The organism is Niabella agricola, from assembly GCF_021538615.1.
In the GTDB taxonomy this organism is placed as follows: Bacteria; Bacteroidota; Bacteroidia; order Chitinophagales; family Chitinophagaceae; genus Niabella; species Niabella agricola.
Window position 1 is genome coordinate 575713 of the sequence record NZ_JAJHIZ010000003.1, and the last position, 17211, is coordinate 592923.

The following is a 17211-nucleotide window of genomic DNA, read 5'->3' on the forward strand; positions in this document are numbered from 1 at the left end:
AGCTGTTCTCAAAAGTCCGAACCGTCATTTCCACTGAAGCGAAGGGGTCCCGATTGCCATCGGGAGAAGAAATCTCATTGCCTGGAAATGATGTATGGGAGATTTTTCGGCTTCACTACATGACGCTCGAAATGACAGACTTTTGAGACAGCCTCATCATTATTCAATATGTTACACGACGAGATTATTCAACATTCTCGGCTGTTGCATCCAGCGCCTTTTTTGCAGCTTCAGCCGCTTCTTTTTCCTTCGCCTTTTTCTTTCCGCTCATCAGCTTCAGAACTACCGGCGCCGTGGTTACCACCACAATACCCAACACAATATATTCCAGGTGCTGCTTCAGATCGAACTGGAACGCGCTCATCAGCCATTTCTGCAGGAAATGCCCGGCAAATAACATCGAGAACACCCAGGCGACACAACCCACGATATTATAAAAGGTAAATTTAGCCCGATTCATGCCTACAATACCCGCGATAATGGGTGCAAACGTGCGTATAAATGGCAGGAAGCGTGCTACAATAATAGCGCCCCCTCCGTGTTTTTCATAAAAATCGTGCGCCTGTTCCAGGTACCGGCGTTTGAAAAAGAAGTTTTCTTTCCAGTGATACATGGCCGGCCCCACTTTACGGCCGGTCCAATATCCAACCATATTCCCCAGGATACCGCAAAGCGAGATCAGGGCCCACAGCACAAACAGATCCAGCCATTCATTTTGAATATGTCCTAAATTAAACAGTTTTAAAAACTGGTACGTCAGCCCCGGTTCCGCAGCGGCACCTTCGCCAATCTTGTGGGCATAAATTCCTGCAATAAACAAAAGCGTATCACCCGGGAGAAAAAAACCGGCAAACAGACCGGTTTCTGCAAACACCACGAAAAGTAAAAGCCATAAACCGCCATTCTCAATATACCATTGCGGTTGTAACAAATCCGTCCAGCTAAAGCTGTTTAAAAGTTCGATCATTATTTGGTTTTAATTATCCTCTACAAAATTCAAGGCTTTTTGTTCATCAAATTCGCCTTCCCATCGTGCAATAACACAACTTGCCAATGTATTCCCGATCACATTTACTGATGTTCGGGCCATATCCATCAGTTCATCGATACCGTAAATCGCCATGATGGGCCACAATGGCAAATTAAAAGTATGTGCTGTGGCAATTAGGATCACCAGGGAGGCCCTTGGCACTGCCGCAACCCCTTTGCTGCTGAGCATCAGCGACAAGCCGATCATCAGTTGCTCTCCAAATGACAAATGAATGCCGGCCGCCTGCGCTACAAATACCGATGCCAGTGATAAATAAAGTGTGGTTCCGTCCAGATTAAAGGTATATCCCGTGGGAATCACAAACGAAACTATTTTTCGAGGTACACCGAATTTTTCCATGTTTGCCAGCGCTTTAGGTAAAGCAGAGTCGGAGCTGGTGGTGGCAAAGGCGATGGAAACCGGCTCCTTAATCGCCTGGATGAATTTTCGTAAAGGAATCCTGGCCGCAAACAGGGCAATGGGTACCAATACCACTAATATAAAGGCAAACAATGCCAGGTACAGGGTAATCAGCAACAATCCCAGGTTTTTTAAAATATCGATGCCCAGGTGTCCCACCGTAACCGAAATGGCAGCACCTACACCAAAGGGCGCAAAATGCATGATCAGGTTGGTAAATTTGAACATGGTTTCGGAAAGACTTTCCGTAAAATCGATCAGCGGTTTTTTCCGCTGTTCCGAAAGCATGGCCAGCGAGATCCCGAATATCAGGCTGAATACCACAATGGGCAATACATTACCTTCATAAACCGATTTGATGATATTCTCCGGAAAGATATCTACGATATGATCCTGCCAGGTTTTTTCAGAAGGATCGGGCAGCTTGTCAATTAAATGCGGTGGCACTGATACTCCGGCACTGTCCATAATGGTAATCACCTTTTGCTGTAGCAGTTTTTCCTGTGACCGTGGCAGATCTTTTAATAAGGCTTCGGGTACATTGATACCTGTTCCTGCCTTTGTAATATTTATAAATACCAACCCTATTATCAGCGCAAAAGTGGTTACTATCTCAAAATAAAGTATAGACTTCCACCCCATTCGTCCTACCTGTTTCAGATTACTGTGACTGGCAATACCAACCACCAGGGTGGAAAACAATAAAGGTGCTACAATGGTCTTGATCAGCCGCAGGAAGATCGTGCTCAGGAATTTAAGGTTTTGAGAAAAGGCCGGGAAATCCACTCCAATCTCGATTCCGATCGCCATGGCCACAAAGATCCAGGTGGTTAGTGACCGTTTATATCCTGCAAAAAGGATCAGGCTGCCGATCACGATCCATCTCAGGCTAAAAAGTAACGCTCCCGGCATTGGGGTCCATTCTTCATGTATCAGGTGAAAAGCAGCAGCAATTGTAAAAAGGATAATCGAAAGAAACCCGGCTTTTCTTTTATTCATAGTCGAGTAGTTATTTGCCAAAACTAGGGGTTTAGCCTGAAAAAGGCAGTTCCTGTTTTAATAATTTTTTAAAAAAATGGGATAAGTTTTCTCCGGGAAGCGTATTATTGCTTACTTTTCACTGGAAAATAACATTTATTTAAAAAAACAGACTACTCATTAAAGAAGCAATCTTATGGGATTATTTGTAAAAAAGCCATTGAACGTATTGTTAGCCGAAACTGAAGACCATGATAAGAGTCTGAAAAAAACCCTTGGAGCCTGGGGACTTGTTGCCCTGGGCATTGGTGCCATTATTGGTGCGGGGCTTTTTTCCATCACCGGTGGTGCTGCGGCCAATAATGCGGGTCCGGCCATTACCCTTTCGTTTGTTATTGCAGCATTGGGTTGTGCTTTTGCAGGTCTCTGCTATGCCGAATTCGCCAGCATGATCCCCGTTGCCGGTAGTGCCTACACCTATAGTTATGCTACGATGGGTGAGTTTATAGCCTGGATCATCGGCTGGGACCTGGTGCTGGAATATGCCGTTGGTGCCGCTACGGTATCCATCAGCTGGAGCCGCTACCTGCATAAGTTTCTCGAAGGCTTCAATATACACCTTCCCGAAGCGTTGATGGCCGGACCCTGGGATGGGGGGATGGTCAATCTTCCCGCTGTTTTTGTTGTTATTTTAATGAGTCTGTTACTAATCAGAGGTACCAAAGAAAGTGCTACCGTAAACGGGATCATTGTGGCCCTGAAAGTGTCGGTGGTATTGATTTTTATCGTGCTGGGCTGGGGCTATATCAATTATGCAAACTACGACCCCTATATTCCTGCCAATGAAGGCAACGGTGTTTTTGGATTTTCGGGCATCATGCGTGCTGCGGGTATCGTATTTTTTGCCTATATCGGCTTTGATGCAGTGAGCACTGCGGCCCAGGAAGCTAAAAACCCCGGCAGGGATATGCCCAAGGGGATTTTGATCTCCCTTCTGATCTGTACCCTGCTATATATATTATTTGCGCATGTCATGACCGGAGTTACCTCCTATAAGTCGTTCCAGGGGCAGGATGGTATTGCCCCGGTGGCCGTGGCTATTGAGCATATGGGTAAACAGGATGCCAGTGGCGTGTATCATGCCGATTACCCCTGGCTCAACCGTGCAATTATCGTAGCAATCCTGGCCGGCTATATGTCGGTGATCCTGGTGATGCTGATGGGCCAGAGTCGTGTGTTTTACAGTATGAGTCGCGATGGCCTGGTACCCAAGGTGTTCAGCTCTGTACATCCCAAATATCGTACTCCCGCCAAAAACAACCTGGTATTTATGCTGTTGGTGAGCTTGTTTGCTGCCTTTATCCCGGCCCGGATCGTGGGTGAAATGACCAGCATCGGTACCCTTTTTGCCTTTATCCTCGTTTGTATCGGTATTATCGTTATGCGTAAGCAGATGCCCAACGCGCCACGGGCCTTCCGCACACCGCTGGTGCCGCTGGTACCCATCCTGGGGATTATCACCTGCCTGTACATGATGATCGCCCTTCCGCCCGATACCTGGATCCGGTTATTTGTATGGATGATCATCGGCTTCGACATTTATCTTACCTATGGTGCCGCCAAGAGTAAACTCGGCAACGGCACTTTCAAACGCGAGGGCATGACGATCGCTATCGTTTCAGCGATGGTACTTTGTGTGCTGTTATTTATTTCGGCATGGTGGCACCATTATGATCTGCAGCAGCAGCTAGCGATTGCTACCGAAAAACTGACTACAGCCAAAGCCCAGGCGCTGCCCAATATCGGCGAACTGGAAAAAAAAGCAGCGGATATCAGTGATACCATCCAGAACGATTACCTGGTAGAGATCGCCAATGTATTGGGCGCCCTCCACCTGGTGTTCTTTGCTGGTTTGTATTTTGTACGGAGAAAGAAGGCCTGATTGGCAGCCTACATTTTTTTTGGAAGCCGCGTATTGCGGCTTCTTTTTTGGGAGCTGGGGCCATTGCAATACCATACCTATCCTCCCATGTTGCTGCCACAGATGAACTGATTTTTTGAATTGATGACCAGAAGTACAGATAGCGCAGCGCTTTCTTCTCCGCATCAGCAGCAAAACGCCCGCTACAGCAGCTTAAAAACACAGCAATACATACTGGCACTATAAGAAAATGCTGCTCAGATATTTTTGCCCTGCGATTCTCCCGCCTTTATTCCTCTAGAAATCTTAAATTTGCGTCCTTAAAATAATCGTATTATCAATTTATATGGGAAGGATATTTGAAGTTCGCAAGGCCAGTATGTTTGCCCGCTACGACCGCATGGCCAAACAATTTACGCGTATCGGTAAGGAAATTGCCATTGCGGTGAAGGCCGGTGGCCCCGACCCCGCAACCAACGCGGCGTTGCGCCGTTGCATGCAGAACGCCAAAAGCGTTAACATGCCCAAGGACCGCGTTGAAGCCGCGATCAAGCGGGCGCAGGGCAAGGAAATGGAGAATTATGATGAAATTCTTTATGAAGGATATGGACCGCATGGAGTGGCCATCCTTGTAGAAACGGCAACAGACAACCACGTACGCACTGTTGCGAATGTAAAATCGCATTTTAATAAGGGTGGCGGCACCCTGGGCAATAGCGGCAGTGTGGCCTTCCAGTTTACCAAAATGGGCGTATTTAAATTAAATCCGCAAGGATTGAATGCTGAGGATCTGGAGTTGGAGTTGATCGATGCAGGTTTGGAAGAGTTGGGTGAAAGCACGGATGAGAACGGCAAAGAGATCCTGGTGGTACGGGTAGCGTTCACCGATTTCGGAAATATGCAAAAAGCCCTGGAAGAACGGAATATTACGCCCATCAGCGCAGAAGTAGAATGGATCCCCGGCACTACCGTTCCGGTAACAGACGAACAGGCTGAAGAGGTAAGTAAGCTGATTGAGCGCCTGGAGCAGGATGATGATGTACAGAAGGTATTTCACAATATGCAATAGTTTCACAATAGATGAACTGGATTCCCCTGGAAAATGAAGCACAGCTGGAGGCGATCGACCAGGCTTCGGAAAGCCGGCCTCAGCTGATTTTCAAGCACAGTACCCGTTGCTCCATCAGCAGCGTGATAAAAAGCCGGCTGAATAAAGGGAGCTTACCGGAGACGGTTGATTTTTATTACCTCGACCTGATCGCCTACAGGCCCATATCCAACGCCATCGCTGAACGCTATGGAATCCGGCATGAATCACCCCAGGTGCTGCTGATCAAAAACGGGAAATGCGTGTATGATGAAAGTCATAGTGCCGTATATATGGAAGACATTATGGATGCAGCCGGCAGTTAAACATTTTTCAGAAAATTCGGAAATTGATTTCCGAATTACAGCAAGAATGACTATTTTTGCGGCCCGGTAATCGGGTTTTTGACAATGGCGGGGTAGCTCAGGTGGTTAGAGCGTTGGATTCATATCCGCCGCGGCGGACTCGGGTTCAACTCCCGGTCCGGCTACAAAAAGTTCTTGATTAAATGTGCATAATAATGGCGGGGTAGCTCAGGTGGTTAGAGCGTTGGATTCATATCCGCCGCGGCGGACTCGGGTTCAACTCCCGGTCCGGCTACAAAAAGTTCTTGATTAAATGTGCATAATAATGGCGGGGTAGCTCAGGTGGTTAGAGCGTTGGATTCATAACCCAAAGGTCTCGGGTTCAACTCCCGATCCCGCTACAAAGGCTCCTTAAAAGGAGCTTTTTTTATGCTTATGATCTATACCGTTTATGTATTGTATGCCCCCGCATATGACAAACACTATACAGGCTTCACGGCCAATATTGAGCTGCGGTTAAAATCACACAACGAGTTCGGAAAAGACTGGACCGCACGACACAGGCCCTGGAAATTAATTTACACAAGAGATTTTGATAACAAGGTTCAGGCAATGGATTTTGAAAAGTGGTTAAAAACCGGTGCAGGACGCGACTTCATTAAAACGCTGCCTTACTAAAAAATTCCGCCGGATTCATATCCGCCGCGGACTCGGGTTCAACTCCCGATCCCGCTACAACAAAGCCAAATGGCGCCACTTAAAACCAAGTAGCGCCATTTGCTTTTCATAAGCTTATAATTAGCAAAATAGAACGAAGCTGAATCCTTAGGTAATAAAAAATGGGGCAGCTTTGAGATTTGAAAATTAGTCTTCTCTTCGGAAACTCCATTAAGAGGATAGTTTCTATACACTGAATTATCCTTGCGATAGTTCGACACTTTTTCTTCAAAATCAAATGCTTTAACCGCACCCATCTTATAAGGCTTTGATAATGATAAAAATCCTTTACTATATTAGTAAAAAATGTGCTGGCAAAGCCACGGTTGCCTAGATTGCCTTATCAATGAAATTCATCAGGAGCAGCTTTCTATTATCGATAAGCATATTGGAAGTATTTTATGTAGCCTGGAGTACGGTAAACGGTTTGTACGCAGTGAGTATAAAGCAAAACCTATAAGACATCATAAGCCAATGGCAGAAAACCTCCATAAGAAACTACTAAACATATATGGCGTAGACGTCAATTGCGTTCCGGGTATTACAGATTATACGCTATTAAAGCTTTTGGGTGAGACCGGTACCGATATGAGCCGTTTTTCAACAGTAAAACACTTTGTAAGTTGGTGTGGACTTGCTTCAGGACATAATCAATGTGGCGCCAAAAGCAGAAAATCAAAGACAAAAAATCGCCCCAATGCAGGTCAGATATTCAGGGAGGTATTGCAATAAAGACCGGGAAAACAATAATGGTAGACATTGCGATGGTTCAGAACACGGGATATGGCATCACTATCCATCCCAGCAATAGTAAAAACGTAAGCGCAGCCGGTACCAGGCTCCTTCTGAGGTTGTCGAAGATCTTCCATCGTGAAAGCGCAGATAAGGAGTCCTCGTCCAGCGCTTTGCCGCTGCAGGCACCTAAGGTAAAGACCATGCCAATATCTGCCAATCTCCACGGACCCACCGCATCCTTGTCTTCATATCTGACCGATAGGTACCCGGGTACTGCTCAAATAATTGCACGTCGCTTACCAGCGCCGGCCTGACGTAACATCCTTCCAACAGGTCGTGGCTAAGAATCCTATTTTCAAGGAACCTGCCATTGAGTACCTGAAAAATATCCACGTCATAGATTCCTTTGCCAATAAAGGACCTCTCCGCAAATAAGTCCTGGTATACATCAGAGGAAGCCCTGGTGTTGGGATCGATGCCTGTCTGAGTACTGTACATACGCCGGTATCTGCTGCTGGAAGCATCGGGTATGCTCAAAGTAACCCTCGGTTGAAGAACTCCATAGCCTTCCACCACTTTTTTTCTCAGCATGTCGAGCAAAGGACGGTTGAGCGGATGGGCCATTGTACCTATGAGTTTCCAGGCGGCGTTAAGCGGCAGTGGGGTGTCAGCATCCAAAGTTATTACATACTTGATCGACGCAAACACCGTCTGCTCGCCCACTATGACGCTAAATTGATCTATCCTGTCCTCCCGGAGCAGTGCGTTCAGGTCGCAGAATTTACCTCTTTTACGTTCGTACCCCATCCATCGTTCTTCCCGCGGATTGCATCGCCTGGGACGGTGGAAGAGGTAGAACAGATCATTATCCCCGCGTCCGTACTTTTCGTTAAGTTTTAGGATACGGGCGCGGGCATGGCTGACCAATTCATCATCCATAGGTTGATGCTCAAGCAGTGAATCTTCAAAATCCGTGAGCAGACCAAAGTGCAGGTTCTTATCTCTGTTGGCCAGATAACGTACTTCAAGACCGTCAACCAGTCCGTCAATCGCTTCGACGGTTCTAAGCATGGCAGGAATCACCACCAGCGACTTGGCCTCAAAGGGAATCGCCTTTGAAAAATCCATCCTGGGAAGTGGCAATGGCTTCACAAATTGGGTCACGAAGAAATTTACGACCGAGATTGCAAGCTGGCTCAGACATAAAATGATCAGCAGCACAAGCGCTACAATCAACCATGTATTTCTGACACCCGCAGCATAGGAGTTAAGTAAAGCAACAGTACTGCCGGCAGCCGTTATCAGCAGAATAGTGCCGAGATACAGTGCCAGGATCATGCCGCTGCTGCCAGGAGGCTTTACAAGCAAGGAAGCTGGGGCTCCGGCCAGCGTTTGCGTCTGGCGAACACCTTTCCCCACCAGAAAATAACCAACATGGCTCTGGCGCTCCCGTGATCCGCCGGCGGCTTTAGCATCTTGCGCCAGGCGAACCGCCAGGCTTGCCACTTCCCACTCGCCGGAACCGCTTCTTTTAGAAATATACTCGACTACATGCCTGTAACGGTCCCTGGTATTGAAATCCATCAAAGCATAAGTTCCATGACCGTCACCGCGAAGGATGTGCTCAACGATACTGTGGCGTTCAACAAACTCACGCCAATCGTTGACCGCCAGCGCCCTGAGACTACTTATGCTGTTACTTATTGAAACCTGGTCGGCAGACTGCTTTGGGTTTTCGATATTAAACATCCCGGTACTACTTGAACCTATGGTGATTAACTGCTGGTCGATCCAGTTAAGCACAAGCGCAAACTCAGGGCCTTTGCCGCGAAGCTGCCCAATCATCTTGCACACAAAGGCACTTTCCAACGGGGGATGAGCGGCTACCATCTCGGCCACCGTAAATATCAATCGTTCCGGATCTTCCTCATTTGTACGCAAAAAATATCATCGGAATGGGACTGAATGCGGGTGTCAGGAAGGATTTGAGCAACTTTTTATGCAATCGCCGCCATAGAGGAAGCCGCCGCTCACGGCACGGCTCCAGGAAAGAGACCATTAAATATCCCGTCACAACGGCTATTGCTATTTTCCGTTGCTGCTCTGCTCGCGAATGATAGCGCCATCTTCCATTTCAATGAGACGGCTGGTTCTGCAGGCAAACTCCAGGTCATGCGTAACAATCAGCAAGGACTGGTGATAGCTTGCCGCCAGATCGGAAAATATGCCAAAGACAATGTCGCTGTTTTTTTTATCGAGATTACCCGTTGGCTCATCGCCCATCAGGATAGCGGGGTCGTTGATCAGCGCCCTGGCGATAGCTACCCTTTGCTTTTCCCCGCCTGAAAGCTGGTTGGGTGTTTTCAGCGCCTCTTTTTCAATATGCAGTATTTTGAGCTTTTCATAAGCCCGGTGCTCTACTTCTTCGGGTGGATACATGGCCAGGTTGAGGCCTGGCAGCATTACGTTCTTTAAAACGGAAAATTCGTTGAGCAGGTAATGGAACTGGAAAACGAAACCAATATACTTGCTGCGCACGAAGGCCAGCTCCGCCTCCTTTTTCCCTTTCATGGTTATGCCGTCAATAAGCACTTCGCCCTCATAATCTGTATCCATAGTGGAGAGGATATAAAGCAACGTAGATTTTCCACATCCCGACTTGCCTGTTACCGAAACGAACTCTCCTTTGCGGATGCTCAGGCTTACGTCGCGGAGCACCTGAACGTCGACAGGGTCATGAAAATATTTGGTAACTTTCCTTGCCTCTAATACAATTGATTGTTCCATTGGTTATTTCCCCCTTATGATAATGACCGGGTCGACCCTGCTTGCCTTACGCGCAGGGAAAAAGCCGGCAAAATAAGTTGTGATAACAGAAAAGAATCCTGCGATCAGGTAAAAATGTATGCTGTAACTAACGGGATAGGTATTGATCGTGGGCAGGGAGGGTGTTACGAAGGGTACCTGGTCGATGAGCGCCGATAAGGCCCACCCGAATAAGAGTCCCAGCAGGCCGCCGAAGAAGCCGATGCTCAGGGCAATGATGAGGAAAACGCGCTGTACGTCGCTGCCCGAAAACCCGGTTGCTTTCAGTATGGCGATGGAGTCCATTTTTTCATAGATCATCATATTGAGGATGTTATAAATGCCGAACCCTGCAACGATCAGGAGCGTGATGCCTACGGCGTAGGATATCAGCGTCCTGATAAAGCTCCCGGTTTCAAATTGCGCGTTTGCAGCCTGGATATCCATGGCCTGAACACCAAAAAGTGAAGCAAACTCCCTGGCGACAGCGGGCGCCTGCTTCAGGTCCTTAAGTTGCACCTGGATATCAGTAAGGTAATTGCCCGGCTCGTTAACCATTTTTTGAGCAGTCGTTATAGAAACATAGCTCTGCACTTTGTCTATCTCCGCCAATCCCGATTCAAATATCCCGACGACCTTAAGCTGAAACCGGTCGCCCTTCGGCGTAGTGAGCTGTATAATATCGCCGGTGCCGGTAAGCATATTATCGGCAATACCTTTGCCGATGATAATGCTGTTGGGCACATTTTTCAGATCGATATAGCTTCCAGCTATTATGTAGTCGCTGAAACGGAAGAGCCTATTTTCCTCTACCACGTCAATACCGCTGATCATGCCGGTCAGATCGGTCAGGCCCGCATTGTAAAAAGCCTGGGTTACTATTTTAGGGGCAATGCCGGTTACGCGTTCATCGGCCTCAAGGGCCCTGATGATGTTACCGCTGTTGCGGAGCGCCAGCAGATCGCTTTTTAGCTTTACCGATCTGACGATATTATAACCTTTACTGTATTCCGGCGCTATTGCTACCGGCTGCCGTTCGGCGGCCTGCAGCTCCTTATACAACCGCACATGCGGCGTCCTGTTCAGTACAAGGCCGTCCAAAAGGTCGTTGAGGCCCGTCATAAAACCGAGTAATGCTATGAACATAGTGATGCTGAAGGTTACGCCTATGGCGGCAACGAGCGTTTGCCTGCGGCGGGCTAATAATAAAGATCCCGCAATGCTGATGAGTAGTTTTAACTTCATGGCCCGGGAATTTTCAATTCGTCGCCTGGAGTCAAGCCAGAGACAATCTCTACCATCTGGTAGTCTTTAAGACCTGTTTTTACCACTACTTTATCACCGTTAGATCGTATAACTGTTGAGTCATCGAGCATACAGCTCCGAGGAACAAGCAGGGCTTTGCTTTTGGCACGTGTAACGATATTTGCTTCAAAGGTCATGTGCGGATATAGCATGGGCGGTGGCTTCGTGAACTGTGCCTCTACGATAAATGTTTTACTGCGTTCATTCATCAGGGGATCGATTTTGGTAACGGAAGCGCGGAACAGCTCCCCCTTGTAGCTGTCCATGGTAACGAGCACAGGCATGCCAGGTTTGACCTGTATGATATCGTATTCATCTACCTGCAGCTCCAATACAAAGCGACCTGCCTCCCCAATGAGGGCCAGGGGCGTTTGCGGCCCTACGATCTCTCCTTTTTTTCCTGGGAGTTTATAAACGAGACCGTCTATCTCGCTGCGCAGCGTATAATCCTCTGTTAAGCGGGTAGAGATAGCCAGGTTGTTGCGCGACTGCCTGGCGTTTAGCCTGACCTGCCGCTCCAGGTCCTCGTAGGCTACCACGGCCGCTGCAAACATATTCCTTGAATTTTGCAATGCAAGCTCGCGCTGCTCCAATTCAACTTTGGTGCCGATGTCGTGCTGCCAGAGGTGCAATTGCCGTTGGTATAGTAAGGAGTCATTGCTTAGCCTCCCGGAAGCCAGGTCGATGGCCATCCTGGCATCATTAAGTTTTCCGCGATTGGAAGCGATATCAGAGAACTCCGCCGCAAGCTCCGAATTATGCTTGCTAAGCACCTGTGCCTCGTTACCGATGTGGAGTAGAGGTGTGCCTTTCCGCACGCTATCGCCCTCGGCAACATACACCGCTTCGATAATACCGCTTACGGCCGCATAGGCTTCGTACTGACCAACGCTTTTGACCGTTCCAGAGGCATAGACCGATTCGGTGATGTCCCTGATTTCGGGTCTTATCTTTTGTACCTGTCCGTTGCAGGCAACGAACAGGATGCAGCAAAAGGCTATATTTTTGAGCAGGGTCATCGGAAAATAAATCAATCTTAAAATTACGGTGCAAGCGACAGCAAAAAATTGACAAATGTTCTGTTACAAAATGGTCTTCATTAAGCCGCCTGTTGATTATTCGACCGGTTGATAGACATCAGTCTGGATTTCCTCGGGGCTTTTTACCAGGTCAGGATCATTTACATACACTTCAAAAGGTGCGCTTTTTGCTTTGCGGTTGTTTTCCTTCAACCACTTTTCAATTTGCATGTAGGCCTGTCCAACCTGGCCATACGGTCCGTACGTGTGCGCGATGATCACTTCGCCACGGGGCACTTTCCTGAACTTTATGCGGCCACTGAGTTGCGTAGGTTCACGGTTTGTTTCTACTGCTACGTCCACAGGCCAGGGTGGCTGCATGGCGTAATACCAGGCTATGAATTTTACAGGTTGTAGTTTGTTAGCCTGTATAAAGTGTATCAGCTCGACATAACCTCCTCCTAATACGTCGTGGATATCCTCAGTCGTGTTGGCAGTGTCGCTGATATATACCACATTCATGTCTTTGATCACCGTTTTCTCTAATGCTATTTTTGGAACTATAGTATCGTGTATCACGGGCTTTCCACTTGCTTTTGGGAACAGGGAAAATGCGGCTGATATTGGAAGAATTCCAACCACAACAATGGCAACGATGGCTATTACAGCAGGAAGCCGAATGAAAGAGCATTTCATACGCCTTAAATTTTAATGTGAAATTATGCTCGTAGAGGTGCGGAAACGTTGATGACCATCATGTGTATAAATGATTGCTATTAATTTTTTGAATTTTTTCGGGCTTTATGCGTAAAATGGGGATGGCTATTTTTTACTAGTGCATTATCAGGCGCACAACATCTATTTCCTTTCGGCCTGCCTTAGCTAATTTTTTTGAAAGGGTCAAGCCGTTAATCACAATCATTGTTTTTACTTCCAGCTTCTCTGAGGCCCGAGCTCCCATCAATGCCTTATACATGTCTTTCGACCTGATTCGTATGGACTCCAATTTCTGCTCAATGTATTCTTCGGAAGTATATTCGTAGGGTGTGATGAAATAATTTGAAAGACGTAGCGCTCCAATGGAATTATTCTTTATTCTCCGGTGGCCGACGGCAGTCATAATTTAGAGCTAATAGACCATAATTGTAATCTCAATTTCGTACCGGAAATTTGCTTACATCAAAAGCATTTTGAAGTACCCAATAGCCTTTCAACCATTTTACAAAGATCACTTATGATCAACCAATTAGCTCACAAAAAAGAACAAAGTCTTGCACTATTCGGTTAGATAATTTTTCCTATTCTGGCTACAAAGGCTCCTTAAAAGGAGCGTTTTCTTTATATAAATAAAAACCTATTTAAGATCCGGAGGAAAAATCAGAGGATAATCGGGCGAAATATATCTGTTAATATCAGAATAAATGAGCGTTAATTTAATTAATGGCTTTTTCGACATTGGGCTACAATTCATTAATGGATATAAAATTTTCAATCACTTGTTTGTTTATAGAAGCACTCAAACCATAAATTGTTGCATCATTTTCGTTTAACCATCAGCGATAATAATTTTGGTACTCCAGCGCCCACTTTTCCAAGGAAAAAACGCCATTTATTATATTATATAAGCGCGTATCATCAGCCGGGATTTTCAGATTCTGCGTCCCATAAAACTCCGTCCGGGTCTGACACCCACATAAGTTTAAATATTTTTTAAATCGCCATCTTCTAAAAGCTGAACTTTTTGAACTACTTGTTACCAGCTTTAGCATCTCGCTCAATTTGTTTTGGCGTCTTAATCTTTCACTGTTGGAAGTTCCAACTTCCTTACAACGGCAAAGCGTCCAAAAAAAATACTGGTGCATTTGATTACTGTTCCTTTGCTGAAGCACCGGGTTTAATCATCCTCCGCTTTGCGGATGACCAATATTCAACAGCAACATCTTTAAAAAGCATTAATCAAACACCAGCGTATAATACCGGTGCAGTTCATGAAAGGATTTTTGAACCGGCGCCCAGGCCCACTTCACCATAGCGTCACTGTCATAGTCGAGCCGGCAAAAATTAGCTTTCCAACGCACCCCTTTTATGGGCGGCATATTTTGAAAAGCACTGAGCAGACCGTAGGGAAAAAACACTTCGGCAGTCCAGGACCGAATGGGCGCACCCGGCTTCATTTTCCCGCCGGAGACATGAACTGCGTGTTGTACTTTTTTGGGGTCTTCATAAAGCTGCGGCACCTGCCCGGCGATCCGTCCGTCCTCGCTGCTCATGTATAAAACCAGCTCTTTATCCAGGGGGCTGATTTCATATTCGATGTACCGGGGTATGGATGAATCGGGATGAAAAAACACTTCAAACACGTCTCCAAGGAATAGTTTCTCAAAATCTTTTTTAAAAGAAGAAGAGATACGCGCATCGTCTCCATAAAAAAGCACATAAAGGCCGGTAGCCGAATAAAGTATTTTAAACCGGCTGTTATAGCTGGCGCCCCCCGGATCCAGTTTTTGCAGATCGATCCATGCCGCTTTTTTCCATTGCGCATTCCGCCCTTTGCCCGTAATACGGAAGTCCCTGCAGGATCGGACAACCAGAATTGTATCCGAAATGAGCGGATCACGCTCCCGGGCAATACCAGATAAGGTCACCAGCATCGCCGCAAAAAAACTAATAAAGGGCTTCCACATTGTTCAATGATTTAATAACTGCTACAGTAACATATAAAATACAACCCAGGTGCAGTTATGCAGCGTGCTTCATCTGTCGGGCGGCATCCACAGGAAAGATACAAAACAAAAGCAAGAATTGCCATCCGCTCCGGTCGCACCTACAAACCTGCGGCATAACGGCTTGCATAAAAAAACATGATGCTTGTGCCCGTCCCGCTTTTGTTATTTTTGGGTTACAATTTACAACAAATATGAAGAAATATATTATGGCATTGCTGGTAACGGCGCTTGTTCCGTTGGCCCTGCATGCGCAGCTCTTGATCCATAAGGACCCGGCGATAGAAAAAATGGTCGCCGCCGTATCAGCCGATTCTCTCAGATCCTGTATTAATGCACTGGCGGGCTTTAAGACAAGACATACATTGAGTACCCAGAAGGATCCCGCTGGAGGCATCGGTGCAGCACAGCAATGGGTACTTCATAAATTCCGGCAATTTGCTGCCGCCTCCGGCGAAAGGCTTTCTGCCTTTATCGATACCGTCACGTATAGGCCAGATGGTAAAAGAGTGGACCGGCCTTTTGTATTAGGGAACGTGATGGGCATTTTAAAAGGCACCGATCCGCTCGACCGGCGCATACTGATGATCACCGGGCACCTCGACAGCCGGCGCAGTGATGTGATGGACCGTGCGGGCATTGCACCCGGTGCCAATGACGACGGAAGTGGTGTGGCGGCCCTTTTGGAGTGCGCCCGGATCATGAGCCGGCAACCGCCGCCGGTAACGGTTGTTTTTGTAGCTACTTCGGGCGAAGAACAGGGACTGCTGGGGGCACGTTTCCTGGCAGACCAGGTAACAACAAAAAACTGGCAGCTGGAAGCATTACTGAACAATGATATCATTGGAAGCAATCACAGCAATGAAACCAGGATCGTCAACAATACCCAGGTGCGCGTTTTCAGCGAAGGGCTTCCATTAAATGCCAACCGGGATGATCTTCTGAAGATCCGTTCCCTGGGTTTGGAAAACGATGGTGCTCCCCGGCAACTGGCGCGTTACTTTAAGGAAACAGGCGAACGTTACATCGACCATATGACCGTAAAGCTGGTATACCGCAATGACCGTTTTCTCCGCAACGGCGATCAAAGTCCTTTTGTTGAAAAAGGATATACAGCTGTACGGATTACGGAAATGAATGAAAACTTTGAACATCAGCATCAGGACCTCCGCACAGAAAGAGCAGTTCCGTATGGCGACCTGCCCGAGTTTATGGACTTCGAATACCTGAGAAAGAATACCGCCCTCAACCTCGCAACATTGACCAATCTGGCAAAGGCGCCATCGGTGCCGCAAAACGTTGTATACATTACCCGGGGCCTGGAAAATTCAACGACTATCAAGTGGAACCCTCCTGCTACGGGCGCCTGCGCGGGTTATTACCTGCTGATGCGGGAAACCAGCAGCCCGCAGTGGGAGAAAAAGATCTTCACCGCTGCAACCACCATCACCGTTCCGTATTCAAAAGATAATTATTTTTTTGCAGTACAATCGGTAAGCGCAGCTGGTAATGAAAGTCTGCCGGCATTACCAGGGCTACCCGGTAACGCATATAAAAAAGCTGTACCAAATTTCTCACCCATCGATTCTCCGTCAAGGATGATTTTGATACAGCTTTCTTTAATAACGCGAAGAATGTTATTTTACATTCGCGCTTACGATCTTGGCCAGGTCGAACATAGACACCTGTGATTTGCCGCCAAACAAGGTTTTTAATTTATCATCGGCATTGATCATTCTCTTATTTGCCGCATCCTGTAAGCCTTGCTTTTTAATATATGCCCATATTTTTTTGATGATGTCCGGGCGGGATGCTGGTTTGTTACCGATCACAGCTGCCAATGCAGGACTGGGTGTAAGCGGTTGTAACAGGGCCGGGTTTATCTTTCTTTTTTTCTTTGGAGCGGCTTTCTTTGCAGCTACTTTTTTGGGTGCTGCTTTCTTAGCCGCAGCTTTTTTGGGAGCCGCTTTTTTTACGGGTGCTTTTGCTGCTTTCTTAGGAGCGGCCTTTTTTGCGGCTGCTTTTTTGGGAGCTGCTTTTTTTGCAGTGGTTTTTTTTGCTGTTGCCATGATAATGGGTTAAAGTTTGAAATTAAAATAACCCAATAAAGTTAGCTAAAACATCGATTAAAAAGCAAACATATCGGACCGGATTTTAAGCGGCGGC

The 17211-nt window shown here is 47.0% G+C and carries 15 protein-coding genes and 1 tRNA gene; 7 read left to right on the forward strand and 9 right to left on the reverse strand.

The genetic code is table 11. The features are described 5' to 3' along the window. Positions 1-184 precede the first annotated feature (184 nt). Together LL912_RS07895 and LL912_RS07900 are read right to left on the reverse strand one after the other, a co-directional pair. Positions 185-967, reverse strand: a complete 783-nt coding sequence (locus LL912_RS07895) for a DedA family protein (RefSeq protein ID WP_235553038.1) — start codon at positions 965-967, stop codon at positions 185-187. Between the two features lie 9 nt (positions 968-976). Further along, the gene (locus tag LL912_RS07900; protein ID WP_235553039.1) at positions 977-2449 is read right to left on the reverse strand and encodes a dicarboxylate/amino acid:cation symporter; all 1473 of its coding nucleotides are present in this window, start codon (positions 2447-2449) and stop codon (positions 977-979) included. A gap of 175 nt (positions 2450-2624) precedes the next feature. Between LL912_RS07900 and LL912_RS07905 the strand changes: the two genes are divergently transcribed. The 6 genes from LL912_RS07905 to LL912_RS07930 all read left to right on the forward strand — a co-directional run bounded on the left by LL912_RS07905 (position 2625) and on the right by LL912_RS07930 (position 7190). Continuing rightward, on the forward strand, positions 2625-4370 hold the full coding sequence (locus LL912_RS07905; protein WP_235553040.1) for an amino acid permease: 1746 nt from the start codon (positions 2625-2627) through the stop codon (positions 4368-4370). A gap of 325 nt (positions 4371-4695) precedes the next feature. Beyond that, positions 4696-5418 carry a YebC/PmpR family DNA-binding transcriptional regulator gene (locus tag LL912_RS07910; protein ID WP_235553041.1) on the forward strand — a complete coding sequence of 241 codons (723 nt, stop codon included), beginning with the start codon at positions 4696-4698 and terminating at the stop codon, positions 5416-5418. A gap of 11 nt (positions 5419-5429) precedes the next feature. Next, positions 5430-5762, forward strand: coding sequence for a bacillithiol system redox-active protein YtxJ (ytxJ, locus tag LL912_RS07915; protein ID WP_235553042.1), 333 nt, complete (start codon positions 5430-5432; stop codon positions 5760-5762). A gap of 306 nt (positions 5763-6068) precedes the next feature. Beyond that, positions 6069-6142: transfer RNA gene (locus tag LL912_RS07920), tRNA-Met, on the forward strand. Between the two features lie 28 nt (positions 6143-6170). Continuing rightward, positions 6171-6419 (forward strand): GIY-YIG nuclease family protein, encoded by a 249-nt coding sequence (locus tag LL912_RS07925; protein ID WP_235553043.1) that lies wholly within the window; start codon positions 6171-6173, stop codon positions 6417-6419. Positions 6420-6764: 345 nt separating this feature from the next. Continuing rightward, positions 6765-7190, forward strand: a complete 426-nt coding sequence (locus LL912_RS07930; RefSeq protein WP_235553044.1) for an IS110 family transposase — start codon at positions 6765-6767, stop codon at positions 7188-7190. Between the two features lie 189 nt (positions 7191-7379). Here the strand turns inward: LL912_RS07930 and LL912_RS07935 are convergent, their stop codons facing one another. The 6 genes from LL912_RS07935 to LL912_RS07960 form a co-directional block, all read right to left on the reverse strand. Further along, the gene (locus tag LL912_RS07935; protein WP_235553045.1) at positions 7380-9134 is read right to left on the reverse strand and encodes a hypothetical protein; all 1755 of its coding nucleotides are present in this window, start codon (positions 9132-9134) and stop codon (positions 7380-7382) included. 144 nt (positions 9135-9278) lie between these two features. Next, the gene (locus LL912_RS07940) at positions 9279-9980 is read right to left on the reverse strand and encodes an ABC transporter ATP-binding protein (RefSeq protein ID WP_235553046.1); all 702 of its coding nucleotides are present in this window, start codon (positions 9978-9980) and stop codon (positions 9279-9281) included. Between the two features lie 3 nt (positions 9981-9983). Further along, positions 9984-11243 carry an ABC transporter permease gene (locus tag LL912_RS07945; protein WP_235553047.1) on the reverse strand — a complete coding sequence of 420 codons (1260 nt, stop codon included), beginning with the start codon at positions 11241-11243 and terminating at the stop codon, positions 9984-9986. Then, positions 11240-12322, reverse strand: a complete 1083-nt coding sequence (locus LL912_RS07950) for an efflux RND transporter periplasmic adaptor subunit (RefSeq protein WP_235553048.1) — start codon at positions 12320-12322, stop codon at positions 11240-11242. Before LL912_RS07950 ends, LL912_RS07945 begins: the two co-directional genes overlap by 4 nt. Positions 12323-12418: 96 nt before the next feature. Continuing rightward, positions 12419-13018 carry a GyrI-like domain-containing protein gene (locus LL912_RS07955; protein ID WP_235553049.1) on the reverse strand — a complete coding sequence of 200 codons (600 nt, stop codon included), beginning with the start codon at positions 13016-13018 and terminating at the stop codon, positions 12419-12421. Between the two features lie 1256 nt (positions 13019-14274). Further along, positions 14275-15006: a carbohydrate-binding family 9-like protein gene (locus tag LL912_RS07960; RefSeq protein ID WP_235553050.1), complete on the reverse strand. Its 732-nt coding sequence runs from the start codon at positions 15004-15006 to the stop codon at positions 14275-14277. 233 nt (positions 15007-15239) lie between these two features. On the opposite strand from LL912_RS07960, the gene LL912_RS07965 reads away from it, so the two are divergent. Beyond that, a complete protein-coding gene (locus tag LL912_RS07965; protein ID WP_235553051.1) occupies positions 15240-16736 on the forward strand; it encodes a M20/M25/M40 family metallo-hydrolase in 1497 nt (498 codons plus the stop codon). On the opposite strand, the gene LL912_RS07970 is transcribed toward LL912_RS07965, so the two are convergent. After that, positions 16683-17114 (reverse strand): SWIB/MDM2 domain-containing protein, encoded by a 432-nt coding sequence (locus LL912_RS07970; protein WP_235553052.1) that lies wholly within the window; start codon positions 17112-17114, stop codon positions 16683-16685. The two genes, LL912_RS07965 and LL912_RS07970, sit on opposite strands and share 54 nt — an antisense overlap. Between the last annotated feature and the right edge of the window lie 97 nt (positions 17115-17211).

What these genes read in the sequence shown, in the direction of transcription:
- LL912_RS07960 (WP_235553050.1), bottom strand. Translation starts at nt 15,006, where the DNA reads ATGTGGAAGCCCTTTATTAGTTTTTTTGCGGCGATGCTGGTGACCTTA.
- LL912_RS07910 (WP_235553041.1), top strand. Translation starts at nt 4,696, where the DNA reads ATGGGAAGGATATTTGAAGTTCGCAAGGCCAGTATGTTTGCCCGCTAC.
- LL912_RS07970 (WP_235553052.1), bottom strand. Translation starts at nt 17,114, where the DNA reads ATGGCAACAGCAAAAAAAACCACTGCAAAAAAAGCAGCTCCCAAAAAA.
- LL912_RS07900 (WP_235553039.1), bottom strand. Translation starts at nt 2,449, where the DNA reads ATGAATAAAAGAAAAGCCGGGTTTCTTTCGATTATCCTTTTTACAATT.
- LL912_RS07955 (WP_235553049.1), bottom strand. Translation starts at nt 13,018, where the DNA reads ATGAAATGCTCTTTCATTCGGCTTCCTGCTGTAATAGCCATCGTTGCC.
- LL912_RS07950 (WP_235553048.1), bottom strand. Translation starts at nt 12,322, where the DNA reads ATGACCCTGCTCAAAAATATAGCCTTTTGCTGCATCCTGTTCGTTGCC.
- LL912_RS07945 (WP_235553047.1), bottom strand. Translation starts at nt 11,243, where the DNA reads ATGAAGTTAAAACTACTCATCAGCATTGCGGGATCTTTATTATTAGCC.
- LL912_RS07895 (WP_235553038.1), bottom strand. Translation starts at nt 967, where the DNA reads ATGATCGAACTTTTAAACAGCTTTAGCTGGACGGATTTGTTACAACCG.
- LL912_RS07965 (WP_235553051.1), top strand. Translation starts at nt 15,240, where the DNA reads ATGAAGAAATATATTATGGCATTGCTGGTAACGGCGCTTGTTCCGTTG.
- LL912_RS07905 (WP_235553040.1), top strand. Translation starts at nt 2,625, where the DNA reads ATGGGATTATTTGTAAAAAAGCCATTGAACGTATTGTTAGCCGAAACT.
- ytxJ (WP_235553042.1), top strand. Translation starts at nt 5,430, where the DNA reads ATGAACTGGATTCCCCTGGAAAATGAAGCACAGCTGGAGGCGATCGAC.
- LL912_RS07925 (WP_235553043.1), top strand. Translation starts at nt 6,171, where the DNA reads ATGCTTATGATCTATACCGTTTATGTATTGTATGCCCCCGCATATGAC.
- LL912_RS07930 (WP_235553044.1), top strand. Translation starts at nt 6,765, where the DNA reads ATGTGCTGGCAAAGCCACGGTTGCCTAGATTGCCTTATCAATGAAATT.
- LL912_RS07940 (WP_235553046.1), bottom strand. Translation starts at nt 9,980, where the DNA reads ATGGAACAATCAATTGTATTAGAGGCAAGGAAAGTTACCAAATATTTT.